Source organism: Pigmentiphaga sp. MLSB6-MA01, assembly GCF_058793475.1.
The window spans coordinates 286,245-303,696 of the sequence record NZ_JBXAFV010000001.1 but is presented as its reverse complement, the minus strand read 5'-3'; the positions used below and the strand labels follow the sequence as shown (position 1 = coordinate 303,696).

Here is a 17,452-nt window from a genome sequence, read left to right as displayed (position 1 = left end):
TAATTCTCAATATCGTTCGTATTTCAATTATTGAGAAGATATGAAAAAACCCCGGAACCGGCTGGCCGGTCCCGGGGCGAGATGCTGCCGCCAGGCGCGGCGGTCAGTCGATCTTCAGGTTTTCTTCCTTGATCAGCCGGCCCCATTTCCCGGTGTCCTGCTTCGTGCGGGCGTCCAGTTCGGCGGGGGTGCTGGCGATCAGGTCCACGCTCTGTTCCCGCATGCGGGCCACCAGCGCGGGGTCGGTCAGCGTCTTGCGCAGTTCGGCGTTGAGCTTGTCGATCACCGGCTGCGGCGTGCCCGCCGGCGCGTACAGGCCATACCAGGTGGTGTATTCCATGCCGGGCAGCGTGGCCGAGATCAGCGGCAGGCTGGCGGTGTCCGACGCCTTGCTGGGAGCCGTCAAGCCCAGCGCCCGGATCGAGCCCTTGTCGATCAGCGCCTTCAGCGAGGGCATGCTGCTGAACAGGGCCTGGACCTCGCCCGAGGCCAGGTCCACCATCACCTGCGAGGTGCCCTTGTAGGGAATGTGCTCGATCTCGGTACGGCTCAGCGCCTTGAAGAGTTCCATGCCCAGGTGCGCCACGCCCCCGGTGCCGGCCGAGCCGAAGTTCACCTTGCCGGGATGCTGGCGGGCGTAGTCGATCAGTTCCTGCACGTTGCTGACGGGAATTTTCGTCGTCGAGACCAGCACGTGGGGACTGCTGGACACCATGCCGACCGGCATGAGGCGTTTCATCGCCTCGGCGCTGGTGCGCATGGTCAGGGGCTGGATGGTGACGTTGCCCGAAGCCGCCATCAGCAGGGTGTAGCCGTCGGGGGCCGCGCGGCCGACGGCGTTCATGGCCGGGACGCCGTGGCCGCCGCCCATGTTTTCCACCACGATGGTCTGGCCCAGTTGCTGGCCGAGTTTGGTGGCGACTTCGCGCGCCACCACGTCGGCCGGGCCGCCCGCGGCGAACGGCACGACGAAGCGCAGGGATTTGGCGGGATAGGATTGCGCGCCGGCGCTGGGCGCGGCGCACAGGGCCACGCCCGCGAGGGCGTCGGCCAGGAGGGGGCGTCGATACATGAGTCGTCTCCGGTTCGTTGGTTATCGGCGAAGGCGCGGCACGCGCGCTAGCGGGTGCCCACGGCAAGGGCGGCGCGGGCCAGTTCCGCATCCAGCCAGGCCGGCTTGAGATCGCCACGGGCGATGGCGGCCATGCGCTCCTGCTCGCGCAGGTATTTCGCATGGGCGGCGCCCAGCAGTTCGTCCTTGCGTTCCCGCGGCACGACCACGACGCCGTCGCAGTCGCCATGGATCCAGTCGCCCGCGCGCACCGGGGCGCCGGCGCAGACGATGGGATGCAGCACGCTGCCGTCGCCCTTTTTCGATGGGCCGGCCGGATGCGCGCCCGCCGCGAACACGGGCAGGCCGAGTCCGACCAGCTCCAGGCTGTCGCGGATCGCGCCGTCGATGACCGCGCCGGCCAGGCCGGCGGCCTTGGCCTGGGTGGTCATGATGCCGCCCATGACGGCGCGCTCCCGATAGGCCTGGGCATCGATCACCAGTACTTCGCCGGCCCGGCCGAGGGTCAGCGCGTGATGGATGGCGAGGTTGTCGCCCGGGGGAACGGATATCGGCAGGGCCGGCCCCCAGAGCCGCCAGGCGGGGTCCAGCGGCTTGATGCGCGCGGCCAGCGCGTAGGCGCCGACGTCGGCCAGCAGCGAGGAAGCCAGCCAGTCGGGATGTTCGAGGGCGGATGTCATGCGAGCTCCTGGAAGGGGACGGCGGCACGGGCGCGGCCGTTCGAAGGGGACTTTAATCCATACAATTTCGTTGTACTCTATACAACAACCATGGGCGCGCGAGGAAAGCCGCATGAGCAACGAAGGCGTGATCGCCGTGGAGCGGGCCATGGCCGTCCTGGACTGTTTCCGGCTGGACGCCGATCGTCTCAGCCTGGCTGATTTCGCCGCGCGCCTGCCGCTGCACAAGACCACCATCTATCGCCTGCTGAACTCGCTGGTGCGCACGCGCTATGTGGTGCGCCACGCCGACGGCCGCTATTCGCTGGGCCCGCGGGTCTTGTACCTGGGCCGGGTGTGCGAGCGCAGTTTCCGGCTGGCCGATGTTGTCGTGCCGCAGTTGCGCGAGCTGTCGCGGCTGAGCGGGGAAACCGCGTCCTACTATGTGCCCAGCGAAGGCCAGCGCTTGTGCCTGTTCCGCATCCAGCCGCACGAGGGCCTGCACGACCAGCTCACGGCGGGCAGCCTGCTGCCCTTCGACGACAGCGCCACCGGCCAGATCTTCCAGGTCTGGGTCGTGGGAGACCGGCGGATCGCGCTGCCCGAGGACCTGCCCACGCATTCGAGCGGTCTTTACCATCAGTTCGTCACGTCCTGGTCGGTGCCGGTGTTCGGCGACCAGGATGCATTCTCGGGAGCGCTGACGCTGTCCGGCCTGGCGCAGCGGGTAGAGCCGGGCGGTGCCGGCCACCGCGGCCGCCTGATGGCGCATGGCCGCGCGTTGTCGGCGGCGCTGGGCGCGTCGGCGTCCTGGTGCGACACCGTGTATGGGGACAAGGCATGAACGGGCCTGCCGCGCCGCGGACGGGAGACCAGGGGAGCAAGGACATGGACATCCGGCTGGACAACCGCGTGCGGGGCCGGCTACGGCTGCGGCACCTGGAACTGCTCGACGTGCTGGACAATACCGGCAGCATCCACAAGGCCGCGGCGCGGCTCAGCATGACCCAGCCCGCCGCCAGCAAGCTGCTGCGCGATGCCGAGGACATCTACGGTACGCAGTTGTTCATGCGCTCTTCCAGCGGGCTGCGGCCTACGCCGGGCGGCGAAGCGGCCATACGATGGGCCCGCAGCATCCTGCGCAGCGTGGGCGATTCCCTGACCGAGGTCCAGTTGATACGCGAGGGCGCGCACGGGCGCGTGCGGGTAGGCGTGTTCCCGGCGGCGGTGTCGGTGCTGCTGGGCACGGCGCTGGACCGGCTGCATGCCCGCTGGCCGGACGTGGTGGTGTTGGCCACCGAAGGCAGCAACGAGGTGCTGCTGCCGGCGCTGGCGCGGCAGGAACTGGACGTGGTGCTGGGCCGCCTGACGGCGGCCACCCAGGATCCGGCCTTCCAAAGCGAGCTGCTGTATGACGAGCCCGTCTGCGTGGTCGTGCGCAGCGGCCATCCCTGGGCGCGCCGGCGTCGGCTGGACCTGTCCGAGCTGGCCGCGTCGCAATGGATACTGCCCACCGAATTCGCGCCGATGCGGCCCCAGTTCGAGCAGATGTTCGTGAAAGCCGGCGTGGCGGTGCCCCGGCCGCGCGTGGAGACCGCGTCGCTGCTGCTCAGCCAGGCGGTGATCCAGAAGTCCGACATGCTGGCCGTGGTGCCGGGACGCGTGGCCGCGTACTACCGCGACCAGGGGCTGTTCGCCATCCTGCCCTTTGACCTGCCGCTGACCATCCCGCCCGTGGGCGTCATCACCCATGCCCATCGTCCGGTCTCGCCGGCGGTCGGCCATTTCCTGGACGTGGTGCACGAGATCGCGGGGCTGGAGGCGCGGGCCCGGGAAGCGGGCGCCCGCCCGCGCCCCGTCAGTCCAGCGGCGGCTGGATCTCCACCCGCAGGCCGCCGAGGGACTCGATCCGCGCGCTGACCACGTCGCCCGCGGCAAGAAAGCTGCGGCGCGCGGCGCCTACGCCGGCGGGGGTGCCGGTCAGCACCACGTCGCCGGGCTCCAGCGTCATGATGCGGGACAGCGTCGCCAGTTGTTCGCCGATGTCGAAGATCATGCCCGAGGTGCGCGCGTCCTGCCGGACGTCGCCGTTGACGTCCAGGCGCATGGCCAGGTCGTGCGGGTCGGGAACGAAGGCTGCCGGCACCAGCGGGCCGAGCGGACAACTGGTGTCGTGCGCCTTGCCCGCGACCCAGTCGAACTTGTAGAAGGTCTCGGGCGCGCGGTTCAGGTCGCGGGCGGAAAAGTCGATCGCCACGCAATAGGCCGCGACGTGCTCGCGCCAGTCCGTGGCCGCGATCGCGCGCGCCTCGCGGCCGATCACCAGCGCCAGTTCGATCTCCCAGTCGAAGGACTGGCAGCCGCGCGGAATGCGCACGGTGGCGCCAGGTCCCACCACCGCCTGCCGCGCGGGCTTGAAAAAAAAGAACAGCCGCTGCGCGGATTTGTCGTGCCCGTCGGGTACCTTCATCTCGGCCAGGTGGTCGTAGTAGTTGGCGCCGGCGCACAGGACCTTGCCGGGATATTGCAGCGGCGCCAGCTCGGGGGCGTCGGCCGGCACGGCCAGCGCGCGCAGCTCGCCTTCGGCGGCGGCGATGCGCGCCAGCCCGGACTGGTGGGCGGCCCAGTCGCGGAACAGGTCGATCAGGGCGTCCGGCATCGCGTCCAGCCCCAGCGCCCGGGCCGATGCCGCGATCGGATAGCAGCCCCGGGCGGTCTGCAAACAACCGGTCGGCACGCCACGCACCGAACGGGTAGTCAAAGAGAACATCGTTGTTTCCTCGTTCCATCTATCCATGAGCGATCCGTCGCATGTAACAGACGCCACTCGACCCAGGATGCGGTGGATCCGGCTCCGCCGGTCCACCCGCATCGCCCCCCGGGGGGCGCGCGAAGCGCGTAGGGGGGGGACCTCTAATCTGCACTGAAGCCCGAGGCTTGCACGGCTTGGCGCCATTGTTCGAGTTCACGGCGGCCTTGCTCGTCCAATTGCCGGGGCGTGCTGTCCACCGGCGTCATGCCCATCTGGGCCAGCTTCGCGCGCACGTCGGGCTCCTTCAAGGCGCGGACGATGGCCGCGTTGAGCTGGGCGATGCGGGCATCCGGCGTGCGCGCCGGCGCATAGATGCCGCCCCAGCCCTGGGCCGGACCCATGCGCAGGCCCAGTTCCGCCGCCGTGGGCACGTCCGGCAGCTCCGCCGCCCGCTGCGAACCGAAGGTGGCCAGGATGCGGACCTTGCCGGCCTGCTGCAGGTTCAGCATCTCGCCTATGTTCAGGATCGCTGCCGGGATCTGCGCGCCGACCAGCGCGGTGATGACCTCGGCGGCGCCCTTGTAGCCGACGTGCTCCATCCGGATGCCGGTCGTCTGCGACAGCGAGACGCCCAGGAAATGCTGGATGCTGCCCGCCGACGGCGTGCCGTAGAAGGCCGCCGCCGGATGGGCCTTGGCCCAGGCCAGGAAATCCTGGAGGCTGCGGGCCGGGGACGAGGCCGGCACCGCCAGCCCCAGTTCCCAGGTCGGCAGCTTGGCCACCGGCGCGAGATCGGTGAACGGGTCGTAGCCCAGTTGCTTGAACACGTGCGGATACAGGTAGATGGTCGCGCCCGGCGCCACCACCAGCGTGTTGCCGTCCGGCGCGGCCGCCTTCACGTGCTGGATGGCCAGCCGGGCCTGCGCGCCCGGCCGGTTCTCGACGATGGCCGGCTGGTTCAGCGAGATGCGCAGCTTGTCCGCCAGCAGGCGCGCGATGATGTCGAAGTTGCCGCCCGCGGGCAGGCCCACCACCAGCTTCAGGGGCTCCTGGGCCAGAACGGTCGGAGCCACCGCCACGAACAGCAAGGCGAGCGAGGCTCGCCGGATAAGGGTCGGGATCATGATGCGCCTCGTGTGCCCGGAGGGGCGTTGGACTACAGCTTGCGCGCCGCGGTCACGGCGATCTCGACCTCGTATTCGGGAAAGGCCAGCCTGGCCTCCACGCAGGAACGCACCGGCTTGTGGCCCGCGATCACCCACTGGTCCCAGATCTCGTTGAGCTTGGGCCACTTCTTGTAGTCGTCGATCCAGACCATGGCGCTCAGGATGTGCTTGCGGTCCAGGCCTATGCCCTCTAGCTGGGCGTCGAGCTTGGCCAGGATCTGGCGCAACTGGCCGTCGAAGTCCTGCGACGGATCGTCCGCGACCTGCCCCGACATGTAGACGAGGTTGTCGTGGATCACGATCTTGCTCATGTGGGCGTTTTCGTTCAGGCGTTCGATGGTCATGCGCGGCTCCTTGATGTGTGCCGGCACATTGTGGGCGCGATGCGCGCCGCCGCCGTAATGAAAGAAACTTATCTCCCGAGAACCGGGAAGAATCGCCCGTGGCGCCGCGTCAACGCAGCGCGTGGGCCGTCGCCTCGATGCGCACGATCTGCCCGTTCCCGATGGGCGATGCCAGGTCGGTCTCGCGGAAGCGCCGCATCCATTGCGGCGTGGTCTCCAGTCCCCGCGCGAGCGCGAGCTGGTAGGCGTGGAAGAACTGGCCGTGCCCCACGGCGACGATGAAGCCGCGCAGGGCGCGCAAGCGCTCGTCGAAGGCGCGCAGCCGGTCCGCGAACCCGGCGAACGATTCGGCGTCGTCGCCGTCGCGATAGCCGGGATCGGCCCGCTGCCAATAGGCATCGGCCAGCGGCCGGCGTTCGTGCACGGTCAGGCCCGCGCACTTGATGGCCGACAGGTAGGTGAACTCCTGGATGGGCCAGACCTGCATCGGCGTGCCGGGCCATCGTTCGAGGATGGGCGCGGCGGTTTCCTGCGCGCGCAGGAAGGGGGAGACGATCAGCAGGTCGGGGCCGCGGTCGACCTGGCGGGCGGCGCGCTGCGCCTGTTCGCGGCCCAGCGCCGTCAGCGGGCTGGCGCCCACCTCGGAGGTGGGCGCCCCGGCATTGGCCGTGCTTTGCCCGTGGCGGATCAGCCAGCGTTCGCCCTGTGCCATGGCCGGCCGCTAGGCGAGCTTCTGTTTCAGCAGCTCGTTGACCTGCTGCGGATTGGCCTTGCCCTTGGCGGCCTTCATCACCTGGCCGACCAGCGAGTTGAAGGCCTTGTCCTTGCCGGCGCGGTATTCGGCCACGATGGCGGGATTGGCGGCCAGCACGTCGTCGATCATCTGGCCGATGGCGCCGGTGTCGCTGATCTGCTTCAGTCCGCGGGACTCGATGATGGCATCGGCGTCGCCTCCTTGTTCGCCCTGCCAGATGGCGGCGAATACGTCGCGGGCGATCTTGTTCGAAACCGTGCCGTCGGCGATGCGCGCCAGCAGCTTGCCCAACTGGGCGCTGGAGACGGGGCTTTGCGCGATGTCCTTCTCGTCGCGGTTCAGCGCGGCGGCCAGCTCGCCCATGATCCAGTTGGCGGCCAGCTTGGCCTGGCCGGCGGGCAGGGCCTTGGCGGTGGCCTCGAAGAAGTCGGCGGTGTCGCGGCTGCCGGTGAGCTGGGCGGCGTCGTAGGCGGGCAGGCCGTAGTCGGCCTCGAAGCGGGCGCGCTTGGCGCCGGGCAGCTCGGGCATGTCGGCGCGCACGCGGTCTATCCAGTCCGGCGCGATGACCAGCGGCGGCAGGTCGGGATCCGGGAAGTAGCGGTAGTCGTGCGCGTCTTCCTTGGACCGCATGCTGCGGGTCTCGTCGCGGTCGGGGTCGTACAGCCGGGTTTCCTGCACCACCTTGCCGCCGTCCTCGATCAGTTCGATCTGGCGCCGCACTTCGTACTGGATGGCGCGCTCGAGGAAGCGGAACGAGTTGACGTTCTTGGTCTCGGTGCGGGTGCCGAACTCCTTCTGGCCGACCGGCCGCACGGACACGTTGGCGTCGATGCGGAACGAGCCTTCCTGCATGTTGCCGTCGCAGATGCCCAGCCAGACCACCAGCGCGTGCAGCGCCTTGGCGTAGGCCACGGCTTCCTCGGCCGAGCGCATCTCGGGCTCGGATACGACTTCCAGCAGCGGGGTGCCGGCGCGGTTCAGGTCGATGCCGGTGGACTTTTCGCCATGGGGGCCGGCGAAGTCGTCGTGCAGCGACTTGCCCGCGTCCTCTTCCAGGTGGGCCCGGGTCAGGTTGATGGTCATTTCCCGCTCGCCCACGAAGAAGGTGAGCGAGCCGCCCTGCACCACCGGGATCTCGTACTGGCTGATCTGGTAGTTCTTGGGCAGGTCGGGATAGAAGTAGTTCTTGCGGGCGAAGACGGAGCGCGGGGCGATGTGCGAGCCCAGCGCCAGGCCCAGCTTGATGGCGCGCTCGACCGCGCCCCGGTTCATGACCGGCAGCGTGCCCGGCAGCGCGAGGTCCACGGCGTTGGCCTGCATGTTGGCCGGGGCCCCGAAGCGGGTGCTGCTGCCCGAGAAGATCTTGGACGCCGTGGACAGTTGCACGTGCGTTTCCAGACCGATGACGACTTCCCAGTTCATACGTTCATTCCGCTGCGGAGGTCACAGGCTGCCGGGGCGGCGAGTGTGCCAATCCGTGGTTCGTTGGAAAACATCGGCGATGGCCAGCAACCGGCCTTCGTCGAAATAATTGCCGATGATCTGCAGGCCGACCGGGCGCTGGCCATGCACCGGGCCCAGGCCGAAGCCGCAGGGGATGGAGACCCCGGGCAGGCCCGCCAGGTTCAGGCTGAGCGTGTAGATGTCGGCCAGGTACATGGCCACCGGGTCGTCGGCCTTTTCGCCCAGGTTCCAGGCCACGGAGGGAGACACGGGGCCGACGATCACGTCGCACTGGTCCCGCAGTGCCTTCTGGAAATCGTCCGCCACCAGCCGGCGGACCTTCTGCGCCTGGAGGTAGTAGGCGTCGTAGTAGCCGTGCGACAGCACGTAGGTGCCGGTCAGGATGCGGCGCTGCACTTCCAGGCCGAAGCCTTCGGCGCGCGAGCGGCTGGTCATGTCGGCCAGGTCGCGGTATTCGGCCGCGCGGTGGCCGTAGCGTACGCCGTCGTAGCGGGAGAGATTGCTCGACGCCTCGGCCGGAGCGATGACGTAGTAGGCCGGGATGGACAGTTCCGTGCGCGGCAGGGAGATGTCCACCCGCTGCGCGCCCAGTGCCTCGAACTGCTGCAAGGCGGTCTCGATGGCCATGCGCACGTCGTCGGCCAGGCCGGCGCCGAAGAATTCGCGCGGAATGCCGATGCGCAGGCCGGCCAGCGGCTTGTCGCCCCGGGCCTTGGCGGCGAATGCGTCGAACGCCGCGCGCACGCGGCCGGGGGCGTTGGCCTCGGCGCCGCAGCGCTCCAGGCTGGTGGAGTCGCGCTGGTCGAAGCCGGTGATGGGATCCAGGAGTTCGAGCAGGTCGCGCGCATGGCGGGCGATGGGGCCGCCCTGGTCCAGGCTGGAGCCGTAGGCGATCATGCCGTAGCGGGATACGGTGCCGTAGGTGGGCTTGATGCCGCTGACGCCGCATAGCGATGCCGGCTGCCGGATCGAGCCGCCGGTGTCGGTGGCGGTGGCGCCCACGGCCAGGCCCGCGGCGACCGCGGCGGCCGAGCCGCCGGACGAGCCGCCGGGCACGGCCGCGGTGTCCCAGGGGTTCAGGACGGGGCCGTAGGCCGAGTTCTCGTTGGACGAGCCCATCGCGAACTCGTCGCAGTTGAGCTTGCCCAGGGTGACCGCGCCCGCCGCCGCCAGCCGTTCGACCACGGTGGCGTCGAAGGGGCTGACGTAGTCCTTCAGCATGGCGCTGGCCGCGGTGGTGCGCCAGCCGCGGGTGACGAAGACGTCCTTGTGGGCGATGGGGATGCCGGCCAGCGGGCCGGCCTGGCCGCTCGCCAGCGCGGCGTCGGCGGCGCGGGCCTGGGCCAGCGTCAGGTCGGGGTCCACGTGCAGGAAGGCATTGAGCTCGTGGCGGGCGGCGATGGCGTCGAGCGCGCTTTGCGCCAGCTCGGCGGCCGAGACCCGGCGCTCTTCCAGGGCCTTGCGCAGTTCGGCGATGCCGGCGAATTCGGTGTGCAGGGGTTGTGTCATGGACTTACTCGATGACCTTGGGCACCAGGAACAGGCCGTCCTGGAGGGCCGGGGCATTGGCCAGCAGGGCGTCGCGCGCCGCGGGCGTGGCCGGCTCGGTGGCGGCGTCCTCGCGCAGGCGCAGGGCGACGTCCTCGATGGCCGAGATGGGATGGGTGAGCGGTTCCACGCCCTGGGTATCGACCGCCTGCAGTTGCTCGATCAGGCCGAAGATGCCGTTCAGGTCCTTCAGGACGCGGGCCTGGGTATCTCCCGCAAGTTCGAGACGGGCCAGCCGCGCGATGCGCGAGACGTCGGTTTCGGTAAGCGCCATGGCAGTGTGATGGAAAGGCGGCGAAACGGCGTCGGACGGGGCTCTGGCGCGCTTCGGGGCCGGGTGGGTCGTAGCACTGCTTCGAAGGCCGCAGAATCGGGAATAATGCAGAACTTTGATGCAGTTTCAGGGTATTGAAGCAGGATTATAAGTTATCATTTCACGTTTACCGGACCCGCCCACCCCGCATCCGTTCTTCATAAAAGATTCCCGATGTTCAGTTTCCTGCGCAGTTATTTTTCCAATGATCTGGCGATCGACCTTGGCACCGCCAACACGCTGATCTACGTCCGCAGCAAGGGCATCGTGCTGAACGAACCCTCGGTGGTGGCCATCCGCCAGGAAGGCGGGCCCAGCGGCAAGAAAACGATCCAGGCGGTGGGCAAGGAAGCCAAGCAGATGCTGGGCCGCGTGCCCGGCAACATCGAAGCCATCCGTCCCATGAAGGACGGCGTGATCGCCGACTTCACCGTGACCGAGCAGATGCTCAAGCAGTTCATCCGCATGGTCCACCCCAAGGGCCTGTTCGCCCCCAGCCCCCGCATCATCATCTGCGTTCCCTGCGGTTCCACGCAGGTCGAGCGCCGGGCGATCCGGGAGTCCGCGCTGGGCGCGGGCGCCAGCCAGGTGTTCCTGATCGAGGAACCCATGGCCGCGGCCATCGGCGCCGGCCTGTCGGTTTCCGACGCCAGCGGCTCGATGGTGGTGGACATCGGCGGCGGCACCACCGAGGTCGCGGTGATCTCGCTGGGCGGCATGGTCTACAAGGGTTCGGTGCGTGTCGGCGGCGACAAGTTCGACGAGGCCATCGTCAACTACATCCGCCGCAACTACGGCATGCTGATCGGCGAACCCACGGCCGAACTCATCAAGAAGGCCATCGGATCGGCGTTCCCCGGCTCCGAGGTCAAGGAAATGGAAGTCAAGGGCCGCAACCTGTCCGAAGGCATTCCCCGCAGCTTCACCGTTTCTTCCAATGAAATCCTGGAGGCGCTGACCGATCCGCTGAACCAGATCGTTTCGGCCGTGAAGATCGCGCTGGAGCAGACCCCGCCCGAACTCGGCGCCGACATCACCGAGAAGGGCATCATGCTGACCGGCGGCGGCGCGCTGCTGCGCGACCTCGACCGCCTGTTGCAGGAAGAAACCGGCCTGCCCGTCATCGTGGCCGAAGACCCGCTGACCTGCGTGGTGCGCGGCTGCGGCCAGGCGCTCGAGCGCATGGACAAACTGGGCGCCATCTTCACGAACGAGTAATCTTTCCTCGTGGTTGTCATCGCGACGGGGCGAAGCGGCTGACAAGCGGTTCGCCCCGGTGTTTTTTCCTCGGGACCTGTCCCGGCATCGCCGGACGCTGGACACACTTCCATGCAATACAGTCCACCGTCGTTTTTCAAGCAGGGGCCGCCGGCCTTGGTCCGGCTGGCGTTCTTCGTTTTCCTGTCGCTGGTCATGCTGGTGGTCGACACCCGCATGCGCGCGCTCGACGCCTTGCGCGAAGCGGTCAGCGTCGTGCTGTATCCGTTCCAGCGCGTCATGCTGCTGCCGCGCGACGGTGTGCGCTACGTGGCCGATTTCTTCGAGGTCAACAGCAGCGTCCAGCAGGAAATCGAGCTGATGCGCCGCCAGCGCATCGAGATGGCCCAGTCCACCGCCCAGGCCGCGCAATTGGCTTCCGAGAACGCCCAGCTGCGCCGGCTGCTGGGCGCCGGCGAGCGCGTCCCGGCCCCCGCGGTCCTGGTGCAGGTGCTGTACGAGTCGCGCGATGCTTTCTCGCGCCGCCTCATCATCGACAAAGGGAGCCACTACGGGATCAGCGCCGGCATGCCGGTCATCGACGATGGCGGCGTGGTGGGGCAGGTCGTGCGCACTTCTCCCATGACCTCCGAGGTCGCGCTGCTGACCGATCGTGTGCAGTCCATTCCCATCCAGGTGTTGCGCAACGGTTTGCGCGGCATCACCTCCGGGGGCGAGATCCCGGGCCGGCTGGGCCTCAGGTTCATGGCGTCCGACGCCGATATCCAGGTGGGAGACACCCTGGTCACCAGCGGGCTGGACGGCATCTATCCCGAAGGCCTGCCCGTGGCCACGGTCGAATCCGTCGAGCGCGATGCGAGTTCCGGCTTCGCGCGCATCCTGTGCAAGCCGGTGGCCGGCGTCGACCGCTATCGGCACTTCCTGGTGCTGCAGACCCCGACGCCGCAGGAACTTCTCGGCGCGACCGGGGACGAACCCTCCAAAAGCGAGCCGTCCAAGAAGTCGCCCCCGTCATCCATAAAGCCACGCGCCACCAGCCGATGAAAGCAGATCTCCTCATCCAGGGCACCGTGGATCCGGCCTGGCCGGTCCACCGGTGCCGCCCCCTGGGGGGCGCGCGTCAGCGCGCAGGGGGGGGCTTGCGTTGAAAGCGCCCTCCACGCTGCCACGTTCCCGGGTGCCGGCCGAACACCTGCTCCTGCCCGTCGAGCCCCGGTTCATCTGGCTCACGCTGTTCCTGGCCTGGCTGCTCAACCTGCTGCCCTGGGGCCAGGTGGGCGGTATCCCCGACGTGCTGGCGATCTGCCTGGTATTCTGGAGCGTCCACGAGCCCAGGCGAGTAGGCATGCTGACCGCCTTCGTCTTCGGCATCCTGATGGACGTGCACGGATCGGCCCGGCTGGGCGAGCACGCGCTGTCCTACACCCTGATGGTCTATCTGGCCCTGCTGATGCACCGGCGGCTGTCGTGGTTCTCGCCCTGGCTGCAGGCCTTGCACGTGCTGCCGGTTTTTTTCGTCTCCGAACTCACGGTATTCTCTATCCGCGGTTGGCTCGACGGCACCTGGCCTGGTTGGTGGTGGGCGCTGAACAGCGTGATCTCGGCCCTGCTGTGGCCGCTGGCGGGCTGGATCCTGCAGGCACCCCAGCGCAGGCCGGTGGATCCCGACGACACCCGGCCCATCTAGGCTTGGCAAGCCCCGGCACCCTGTAACACCGTCCGGCCCCACGAGGGCCGGGTTTCCGCAGCACATGACCGAACTCAAGAATACCGAGCGCGAACTCCAGCATTTCCGCCTGCGCCTGCTGGTGGCGGTGGGGCTCGTTCTCGCCTGTTTCGGTCTGCTCGGGTCCCGGTTCTGGTACCTGCAGGTCGCCAACCACGACGCCTATGCCGCCCGGGCCGAGCAGAACCGCATCTCGGTCGTGCCGATCACGCCCCATCGGGGCATCGTCGTGGACCGCAATGGCGCGCTGCTGGCCCGCAACTATTCGGCCTATACCCTGGAAATCACGCCGTCCAAGGCGGGCAAGCTGGACGAGACCATCGATCAGCTGGGCGGGGTGGTGAACATCGACGCCCGCGACCGCCGGCGCTTCCGCCAGTTGCTGGGTGAGTCGCGGCGCTTCGAGAGCCTGCCCATACGCAGCCGGCTGACCGATGAGGAAGTCGCCCGCTTCGCTGCCCAGGCCTATCGGTTTCCGGGCGTGGAGATCCGCGCGCGGCTGCTGCGCAACTATCCGCAGAGCGAGACCGCGGCGCATGTGATCGGTTATATAGGGCGGATTTCGCAGCGCGATATCAACAGGTTGGAGGAAGATGGCACTATTTCCAACTACCGGGGTACCGACTACATTGGCAAGGAAGGCCTGGAGAAGTCCTACGAGGCGGTCTTGCACGGGAAGACCGGCGTGGAGGAGGTCGAGGTGACCGCCTCGGGCCGCGCGGTGCGCACCCTGTCGCGCACGCCCCCGGTCTCGGGCAAGAACCTGGTCCTGTCCATCGACGTCGAGCTGCAGAAGATCGCCGAGACGGCATTCGGCAACCGGCGCGGCGCGCTGGTGGCGATCGAGCCCGCCACGGGCGACATCCTGGCCTTTGTCTCCCGCCCGTCGTTCGATCCCAACCTGTTCGTCGATGGCATCGACGTGGACAACTGGAAGGCGCTGAACGAATCGCCCGATCGTCCGCTGATCAACCGGCCGCTGTACGGCACCTATCCCATCGGCTCCACCTACAAGCCCTTCATGGCGCTGGCCGGGCTCGAACTCGGCAAGCGGACCTTCACCGGCACCATGTACGACCCCGGCTATTTCGAGTTCGGCGACCGGCGCTACCGCAACTCCGGGGAGCGGGCCTACGGCACGATAGACATGCGCCGCGCGCTGGAAGTCTCGTCCGATACCTACTTCTATTCGCTGGCCGCCGACCTGGGCGTGGACGCCATCCACGACTTCATGAAACCCTTCGGTTTCGGCCAGATCACCGGTATCGACCTGGGCGGGGAGAAGACCGGCATCCTGCCGTCCACCGCCTGGAAGCGGCGGGCCTATTCCAAGCCGGAGCAGCAGCGCTGGTACGCGGGCGAGACCATTTCCATCGGCGTGGGCCAGGGCTACAACGCGTTCACGCTGCTGCAACTGGCGCAGGCCACCTCGGTGCTGGCCAACGACGGCGTCTACATGAAGCCCCACCTGGTCAAGTCATTGCAGGACAGCGCCACCGGCGAGCAGACCCTGACCGTCCCGCACGAGAGCTACCGCATTCCGCTCAAGCCCGAGAACATCAAGATGATCAAGCAGGCCATGGCCTCGGTCACGCGCAGCGGCACGGCGGCGCGGGCCTTCGCCGGCGCGCCCTACGTCGCGGCGGGCAAGACCGGCACGGCGCAGGTCTACAGCCTGCGCTCGGGAGAACGCTACAACGCCAGCCGCATCGACGAGCGGCTGCGCGACCACGCCCTGTTCATGGCCTTCGCGCCGCTGGACCATCCGCGTATCGCGGTGGCCCTGATCGTCGAGAACGCCGGCTGGGGCGCCACGGTGGCGGCTCCCGTCGCGCGGCAGGTATTCGATTTCTGGCTGCTGGGCAAGCGCCCGGGCGGGCCCGTGCCCGACACGCCACCCCAACCTGTGGAGGCTTCCGGTGATTGATGGACCGGGCCTGTTCAACCGGCTGACCTGGCGCGCCGTCATGCTGCGCACCGTCGCGGTGTTCGACGCTCCCATGCTGCTGATCCTGATGGCCCTGGCCGGCATCGGGCTGATGTCCATGTACTCGGCCGGAGGCGGCTTCGACGGCCGCTTCGCCGACCAGTTGCGCAACTACGGCATCGCGCTGCTGGCGATGTGGCTGCTGGCGCAACTGTCGCCGCAGACGCTGATGCGGCTGGCCCTGCCGGTCTATCTGGTCGGACTGGTCCTGTTGTTCGGCGTGGAGTTCGCCGGCGAAACCAGCAAGGGCGCCACGCGCTGGCTGAACCTGGGCTTCACCCGCATCCAGCCGTCCGAGGTGATGAAGATCGCGGTGCCGATGATGCTGGCCTGGTACTTCCACAAGCACCAGGGCACCCTGCGGATCCGCGACTTCATCGTGGCCGCGGTGCTGATGCTGACGCCGTTCTCGCTGATCGTGCTGCAGCCCGACCTGGGAACCGCGCTGCTGGTGTTCGGCGCGGGGTTCTTCGTGCTGTTCTTCGCCGGCCTGTCGTTCCGTCTGCTGGTCCCCATCACGCTGGTAAGCGTGATCGCCCTGGGCACCCTGGTTTCGCTGGAAGACACCCTGTGCACGGACGGGCTGGACTGGGTCGTGCTGCACGACTACCAGAAGCACCGCGTCTGCACCCTCCTGAACCCCGCCTCCGATCCTCTGGGCAAGGGTTTCCACACGATCCAGTCGGCCATCGCGGTCGGTTCGGGCGGGATGCTGGGCAAGGGCTACATGCAGGGCACGCAGACCCATCTCGATTTCATTCCCGAACGCACCACCGACTTCATCTTCGCGGTCTTCGCCGAGGAGTTCGGGTTTGTCGGCAACCTGCTGCTGCTGTTCCTGTACCTGCTGTTGCTGGCCCGGGGGCTGACCATCGCGGCGAACGCCCCCACGGTCTTCTCGCGCCTGCTGGCGGGGGCGCTGACCATGGTGTTCTTCGTCTATGCCTTCGTGAACATGGGCATGGTCAGCGGCATCCTGCCGGTAGTGGGGGTGCCGCTGCCCTTCATGAGCTATGGGGGCACGGCGTTGCTGACGCTGGGATGCGCGGCGGGCATCCTGATGGGGATACAGCGCCACCGGGCGCTGGTGCAGAGCTAGTGCGCCGTCCCGGAGATAGGCCCCCGCGGGGGCCGTATCTCCGGGCACTAGTCTTCCGGCAGCGCGGGTTGCGGCGAGAACGGCGCCACGTTCATGATCTTCACTTCCTGGGCGACGAACGACCCCCGGTTCATCTGCCTGAACGCGGCCCATTCGGGATCCGCCTCCAGATGCCCCCGACGCCGTTCGCGTTCGGCCAGGCTGGCGTAGGCCCAGATGTGGACGACCTGGTTCAAGGGGCCGATTTCGCTCACGTAGAAGCCGACCAGCCCGCCCAGGTGCCGCATCTGCACGGGCAGGCCGTGCGCGCGGTAGCGTTGCAGGTAATCGTCCATGGTGCCGTGCTTGAGCGTGTAGGTGCGGTGCTCGACGATCATGCGGGGGATTCCTCGTGTTTCCTCTAGGGCTGGACCTGGATGCCGGTCTTCTTCAGGAAGGGGATCCAGCGGTCGAAGTCGCTGGCCAGCTTGGCCTTGAATTGTTCCGTGTCCATGGGGCCGATCAACCCCATGCCGCCCAGCCGTTCCGATACTTCCGGCGAGCGGGCGACCTTCAGGATGGCCTGTTCCAGCTGCCGGCGGGTGGCCTCGGGAGTGCCGGCCGGCGCGAGGATGCCGTAGGCGTTGCTCATCTGCAGGTCCGGGTAGCCCGCCTCGACCGAGGTCGGCACGTCGGGAAGCTGCTTGGAGCGCTGCGTGTCGAACAGCACCAGGCCCCGTACCTTGCCTTCGCGCACGTAGGGCGCGAGGATGGTCACGTCGGCGTTCAGCGCGTCGATCTGTCCGGCCAGCAGGTCGGCGATGGCCGGGGCCGCGCCGCGATACGGGACGTGCAGCATCTGCGAGCCGGTGTAGACGTTCACCATTTCGCCGCCGATGTGCATGGTGGAGCCGACGCCGGACGAGCCGTAGCTGATGCGCGCTCCGGACTTGGACTTGTCCACGAGTTCGCGCAGCGTGCGCACGCCCAGGTCGGGGCGGGCGATCATCAGGGTCTGGACCTGGCCGATCAGCGCCACGGGTTCCAGGTCCTTGCGCGGGTCGTAGGGCAACTGCGTCATCGTGCCCGCGGACATCACGTAGCCCGAGGTCGCCACCAGCAGCGTCGCGCCGTCGGCGGGCGATTTGGCGACATAGTTCGCGCCGACGACGCCACCCGCGCCGCCGCGGTTCTCGACCACCACGGTCTTGCCCAGCGCCGCCGTCAGTCCTGGCGCGATGATGCGCGCGACCTGGTCCACCGGGCCGCCGGCCGCGAAGGGCACGACCAGCTTGACGACGTCGGCCGCGGGCGAGGGCGCCGAGACGGCGCACGACAGCAGGAACAGCAAGGTTCGAACTCGTTGCATGA

18 protein-coding genes are annotated in these 17,452 nt (G+C 68.2%); 7 read left to right on the top strand and 11 right to left on the bottom strand.

Annotation, left to right across the window (positions count from 1 at the left end; genetic code table 11):
* Positions 1 to 103 precede the first annotated feature (103 nt).
* Both AC1Q6E_RS01550 and AC1Q6E_RS01545 read right to left on the bottom strand, forming a co-directional pair.
* Complete coding sequence (locus tag AC1Q6E_RS01550; protein ID WP_492572079.1) at positions 104 to 1,072, bottom strand: Bug family tripartite tricarboxylate transporter substrate binding protein; 969 nt, start codon at positions 1,070 to 1,072, stop codon at positions 104 to 106.
* Between the two features lie 47 nt (positions 1,073 to 1,119).
* Positions 1,120 to 1,752 (bottom strand): RraA family protein, encoded by a 633-nt coding sequence (locus AC1Q6E_RS01545; protein WP_152792902.1) that lies wholly within the window; start codon positions 1,750 to 1,752, stop codon positions 1,120 to 1,122.
* Between the two features lie 112 nt (positions 1,753 to 1,864).
* On the opposite strand from AC1Q6E_RS01545, the gene AC1Q6E_RS01540 reads away from it, so the two are divergent.
* Together AC1Q6E_RS01540 and AC1Q6E_RS01535 are read left to right on the top strand one after the other, a co-directional pair.
* Positions 1,865 to 2,575, top strand: coding sequence for an IclR family transcriptional regulator (locus tag AC1Q6E_RS01540; protein ID WP_296558026.1), 711 nt, complete (start codon positions 1,865 to 1,867; stop codon positions 2,573 to 2,575).
* Entirely contained in the window at positions 2,572 to 3,651 is a 1,080-nt protein-coding gene (locus AC1Q6E_RS01535; protein WP_296558028.1) for a LysR substrate-binding domain-containing protein, read from the top strand. Before AC1Q6E_RS01540 ends, AC1Q6E_RS01535 begins: the two co-directional genes overlap by 4 nt.
* On the opposite strand, the gene AC1Q6E_RS01530 is transcribed toward AC1Q6E_RS01535, so the two are convergent.
* From AC1Q6E_RS01530 to gatC, 7 genes are all read right to left on the bottom strand, one after another.
* Complete coding sequence (locus AC1Q6E_RS01530) at positions 3,590 to 4,501, bottom strand: fumarylacetoacetate hydrolase family protein (protein WP_492572078.1); 912 nt, start codon at positions 4,499 to 4,501, stop codon at positions 3,590 to 3,592. The two genes, AC1Q6E_RS01535 and AC1Q6E_RS01530, sit on opposite strands and share 62 nt — an antisense overlap.
* A gap of 143 nt (positions 4,502 to 4,644) precedes the next feature.
* On the bottom strand, positions 4,645 to 5,607 hold the full coding sequence (locus tag AC1Q6E_RS01525; RefSeq protein ID WP_492572077.1) for a tripartite tricarboxylate transporter substrate-binding protein: 963 nt from the start codon (positions 5,605 to 5,607) through the stop codon (positions 4,645 to 4,647).
* A 32-nt stretch (positions 5,608 to 5,639) separates the two neighbouring features.
* The gene (locus tag AC1Q6E_RS01520; protein WP_152792897.1) at positions 5,640 to 5,993 is read right to left on the bottom strand and encodes a RidA family protein; all 354 of its coding nucleotides are present in this window, start codon (positions 5,991 to 5,993) and stop codon (positions 5,640 to 5,642) included.
* A gap of 109 nt (positions 5,994 to 6,102) precedes the next feature.
* The gene (locus AC1Q6E_RS01515) at positions 6,103 to 6,705 is read right to left on the bottom strand and encodes a histidine phosphatase family protein (RefSeq protein WP_152792896.1); all 603 of its coding nucleotides are present in this window, start codon (positions 6,703 to 6,705) and stop codon (positions 6,103 to 6,105) included.
* Positions 6,706 to 6,714: 9 nt separating this feature from the next.
* Positions 6,715 to 8,169: an Asp-tRNA(Asn)/Glu-tRNA(Gln) amidotransferase subunit GatB gene (gene gatB, locus AC1Q6E_RS01510; protein WP_152792895.1), complete on the bottom strand. Its 1,455-nt coding sequence runs from the start codon at positions 8,167 to 8,169 to the stop codon at positions 6,715 to 6,717.
* A gap of 21 nt (positions 8,170 to 8,190) precedes the next feature.
* Complete coding sequence (gene gatA, locus AC1Q6E_RS01505) at positions 8,191 to 9,720, bottom strand: Asp-tRNA(Asn)/Glu-tRNA(Gln) amidotransferase subunit GatA (RefSeq protein WP_492572076.1); 1,530 nt, start codon at positions 9,718 to 9,720, stop codon at positions 8,191 to 8,193.
* Between the two features lie 4 nt (positions 9,721 to 9,724).
* On the bottom strand, positions 9,725 to 10,033 hold the full coding sequence (gatC, locus tag AC1Q6E_RS01500; protein WP_152792893.1) for an Asp-tRNA(Asn)/Glu-tRNA(Gln) amidotransferase subunit GatC: 309 nt from the start codon (positions 10,031 to 10,033) through the stop codon (positions 9,725 to 9,727).
* 213 nt (positions 10,034 to 10,246) lie between these two features.
* On the opposite strand from gatC, the gene AC1Q6E_RS01495 reads away from it, so the two are divergent.
* From AC1Q6E_RS01495 to rodA, 5 genes are all read left to right on the top strand, one after another.
* Positions 10,247 to 11,290, top strand: coding sequence for a rod shape-determining protein (locus AC1Q6E_RS01495; RefSeq protein ID WP_087778192.1), 1,044 nt, complete (start codon positions 10,247 to 10,249; stop codon positions 11,288 to 11,290).
* 111 nt (positions 11,291 to 11,401) lie between these two features.
* Positions 11,402 to 12,334 carry a rod shape-determining protein MreC gene (gene mreC / locus AC1Q6E_RS01490; RefSeq protein ID WP_152792892.1) on the top strand — a complete coding sequence of 311 codons (933 nt, stop codon included), beginning with the start codon at positions 11,402 to 11,404 and terminating at the stop codon, positions 12,332 to 12,334.
* 100 nt (positions 12,335 to 12,434) lie between these two features.
* On the top strand, positions 12,435 to 12,977 hold the full coding sequence (gene mreD / locus AC1Q6E_RS01485) for a rod shape-determining protein MreD (RefSeq protein ID WP_296558039.1): 543 nt from the start codon (positions 12,435 to 12,437) through the stop codon (positions 12,975 to 12,977).
* 64 nt (positions 12,978 to 13,041) lie between these two features.
* On the top strand, positions 13,042 to 14,943 hold the full coding sequence (gene mrdA / locus AC1Q6E_RS01480) for a penicillin-binding protein 2 (RefSeq protein ID WP_152792891.1): 1,902 nt from the start codon (positions 13,042 to 13,044) through the stop codon (positions 14,941 to 14,943).
* Between the two features lie 40 nt (positions 14,944 to 14,983).
* Positions 14,984 to 16,102: a rod shape-determining protein RodA gene (gene rodA, locus AC1Q6E_RS01475; RefSeq protein ID WP_152794527.1), complete on the top strand. Its 1,119-nt coding sequence runs from the start codon at positions 14,984 to 14,986 to the stop codon at positions 16,100 to 16,102.
* A 47-nt stretch (positions 16,103 to 16,149) separates the two neighbouring features.
* Here the strand turns inward: rodA and AC1Q6E_RS01470 are convergent, their stop codons facing one another.
* Both AC1Q6E_RS01470 and AC1Q6E_RS01465 read right to left on the bottom strand, forming a co-directional pair.
* The gene (locus AC1Q6E_RS01470) at positions 16,150 to 16,479 is read right to left on the bottom strand and encodes an NIPSNAP family protein (protein ID WP_152792890.1); all 330 of its coding nucleotides are present in this window, start codon (positions 16,477 to 16,479) and stop codon (positions 16,150 to 16,152) included.
* A gap of 23 nt (positions 16,480 to 16,502) precedes the next feature.
* Entirely contained in the window at positions 16,503 to 17,450 is a 948-nt protein-coding gene (locus tag AC1Q6E_RS01465) for a Bug family tripartite tricarboxylate transporter substrate binding protein (protein WP_296558040.1), read from the bottom strand.
* Between the last annotated feature and the right edge of the window lie 2 nt (positions 17,451 to 17,452).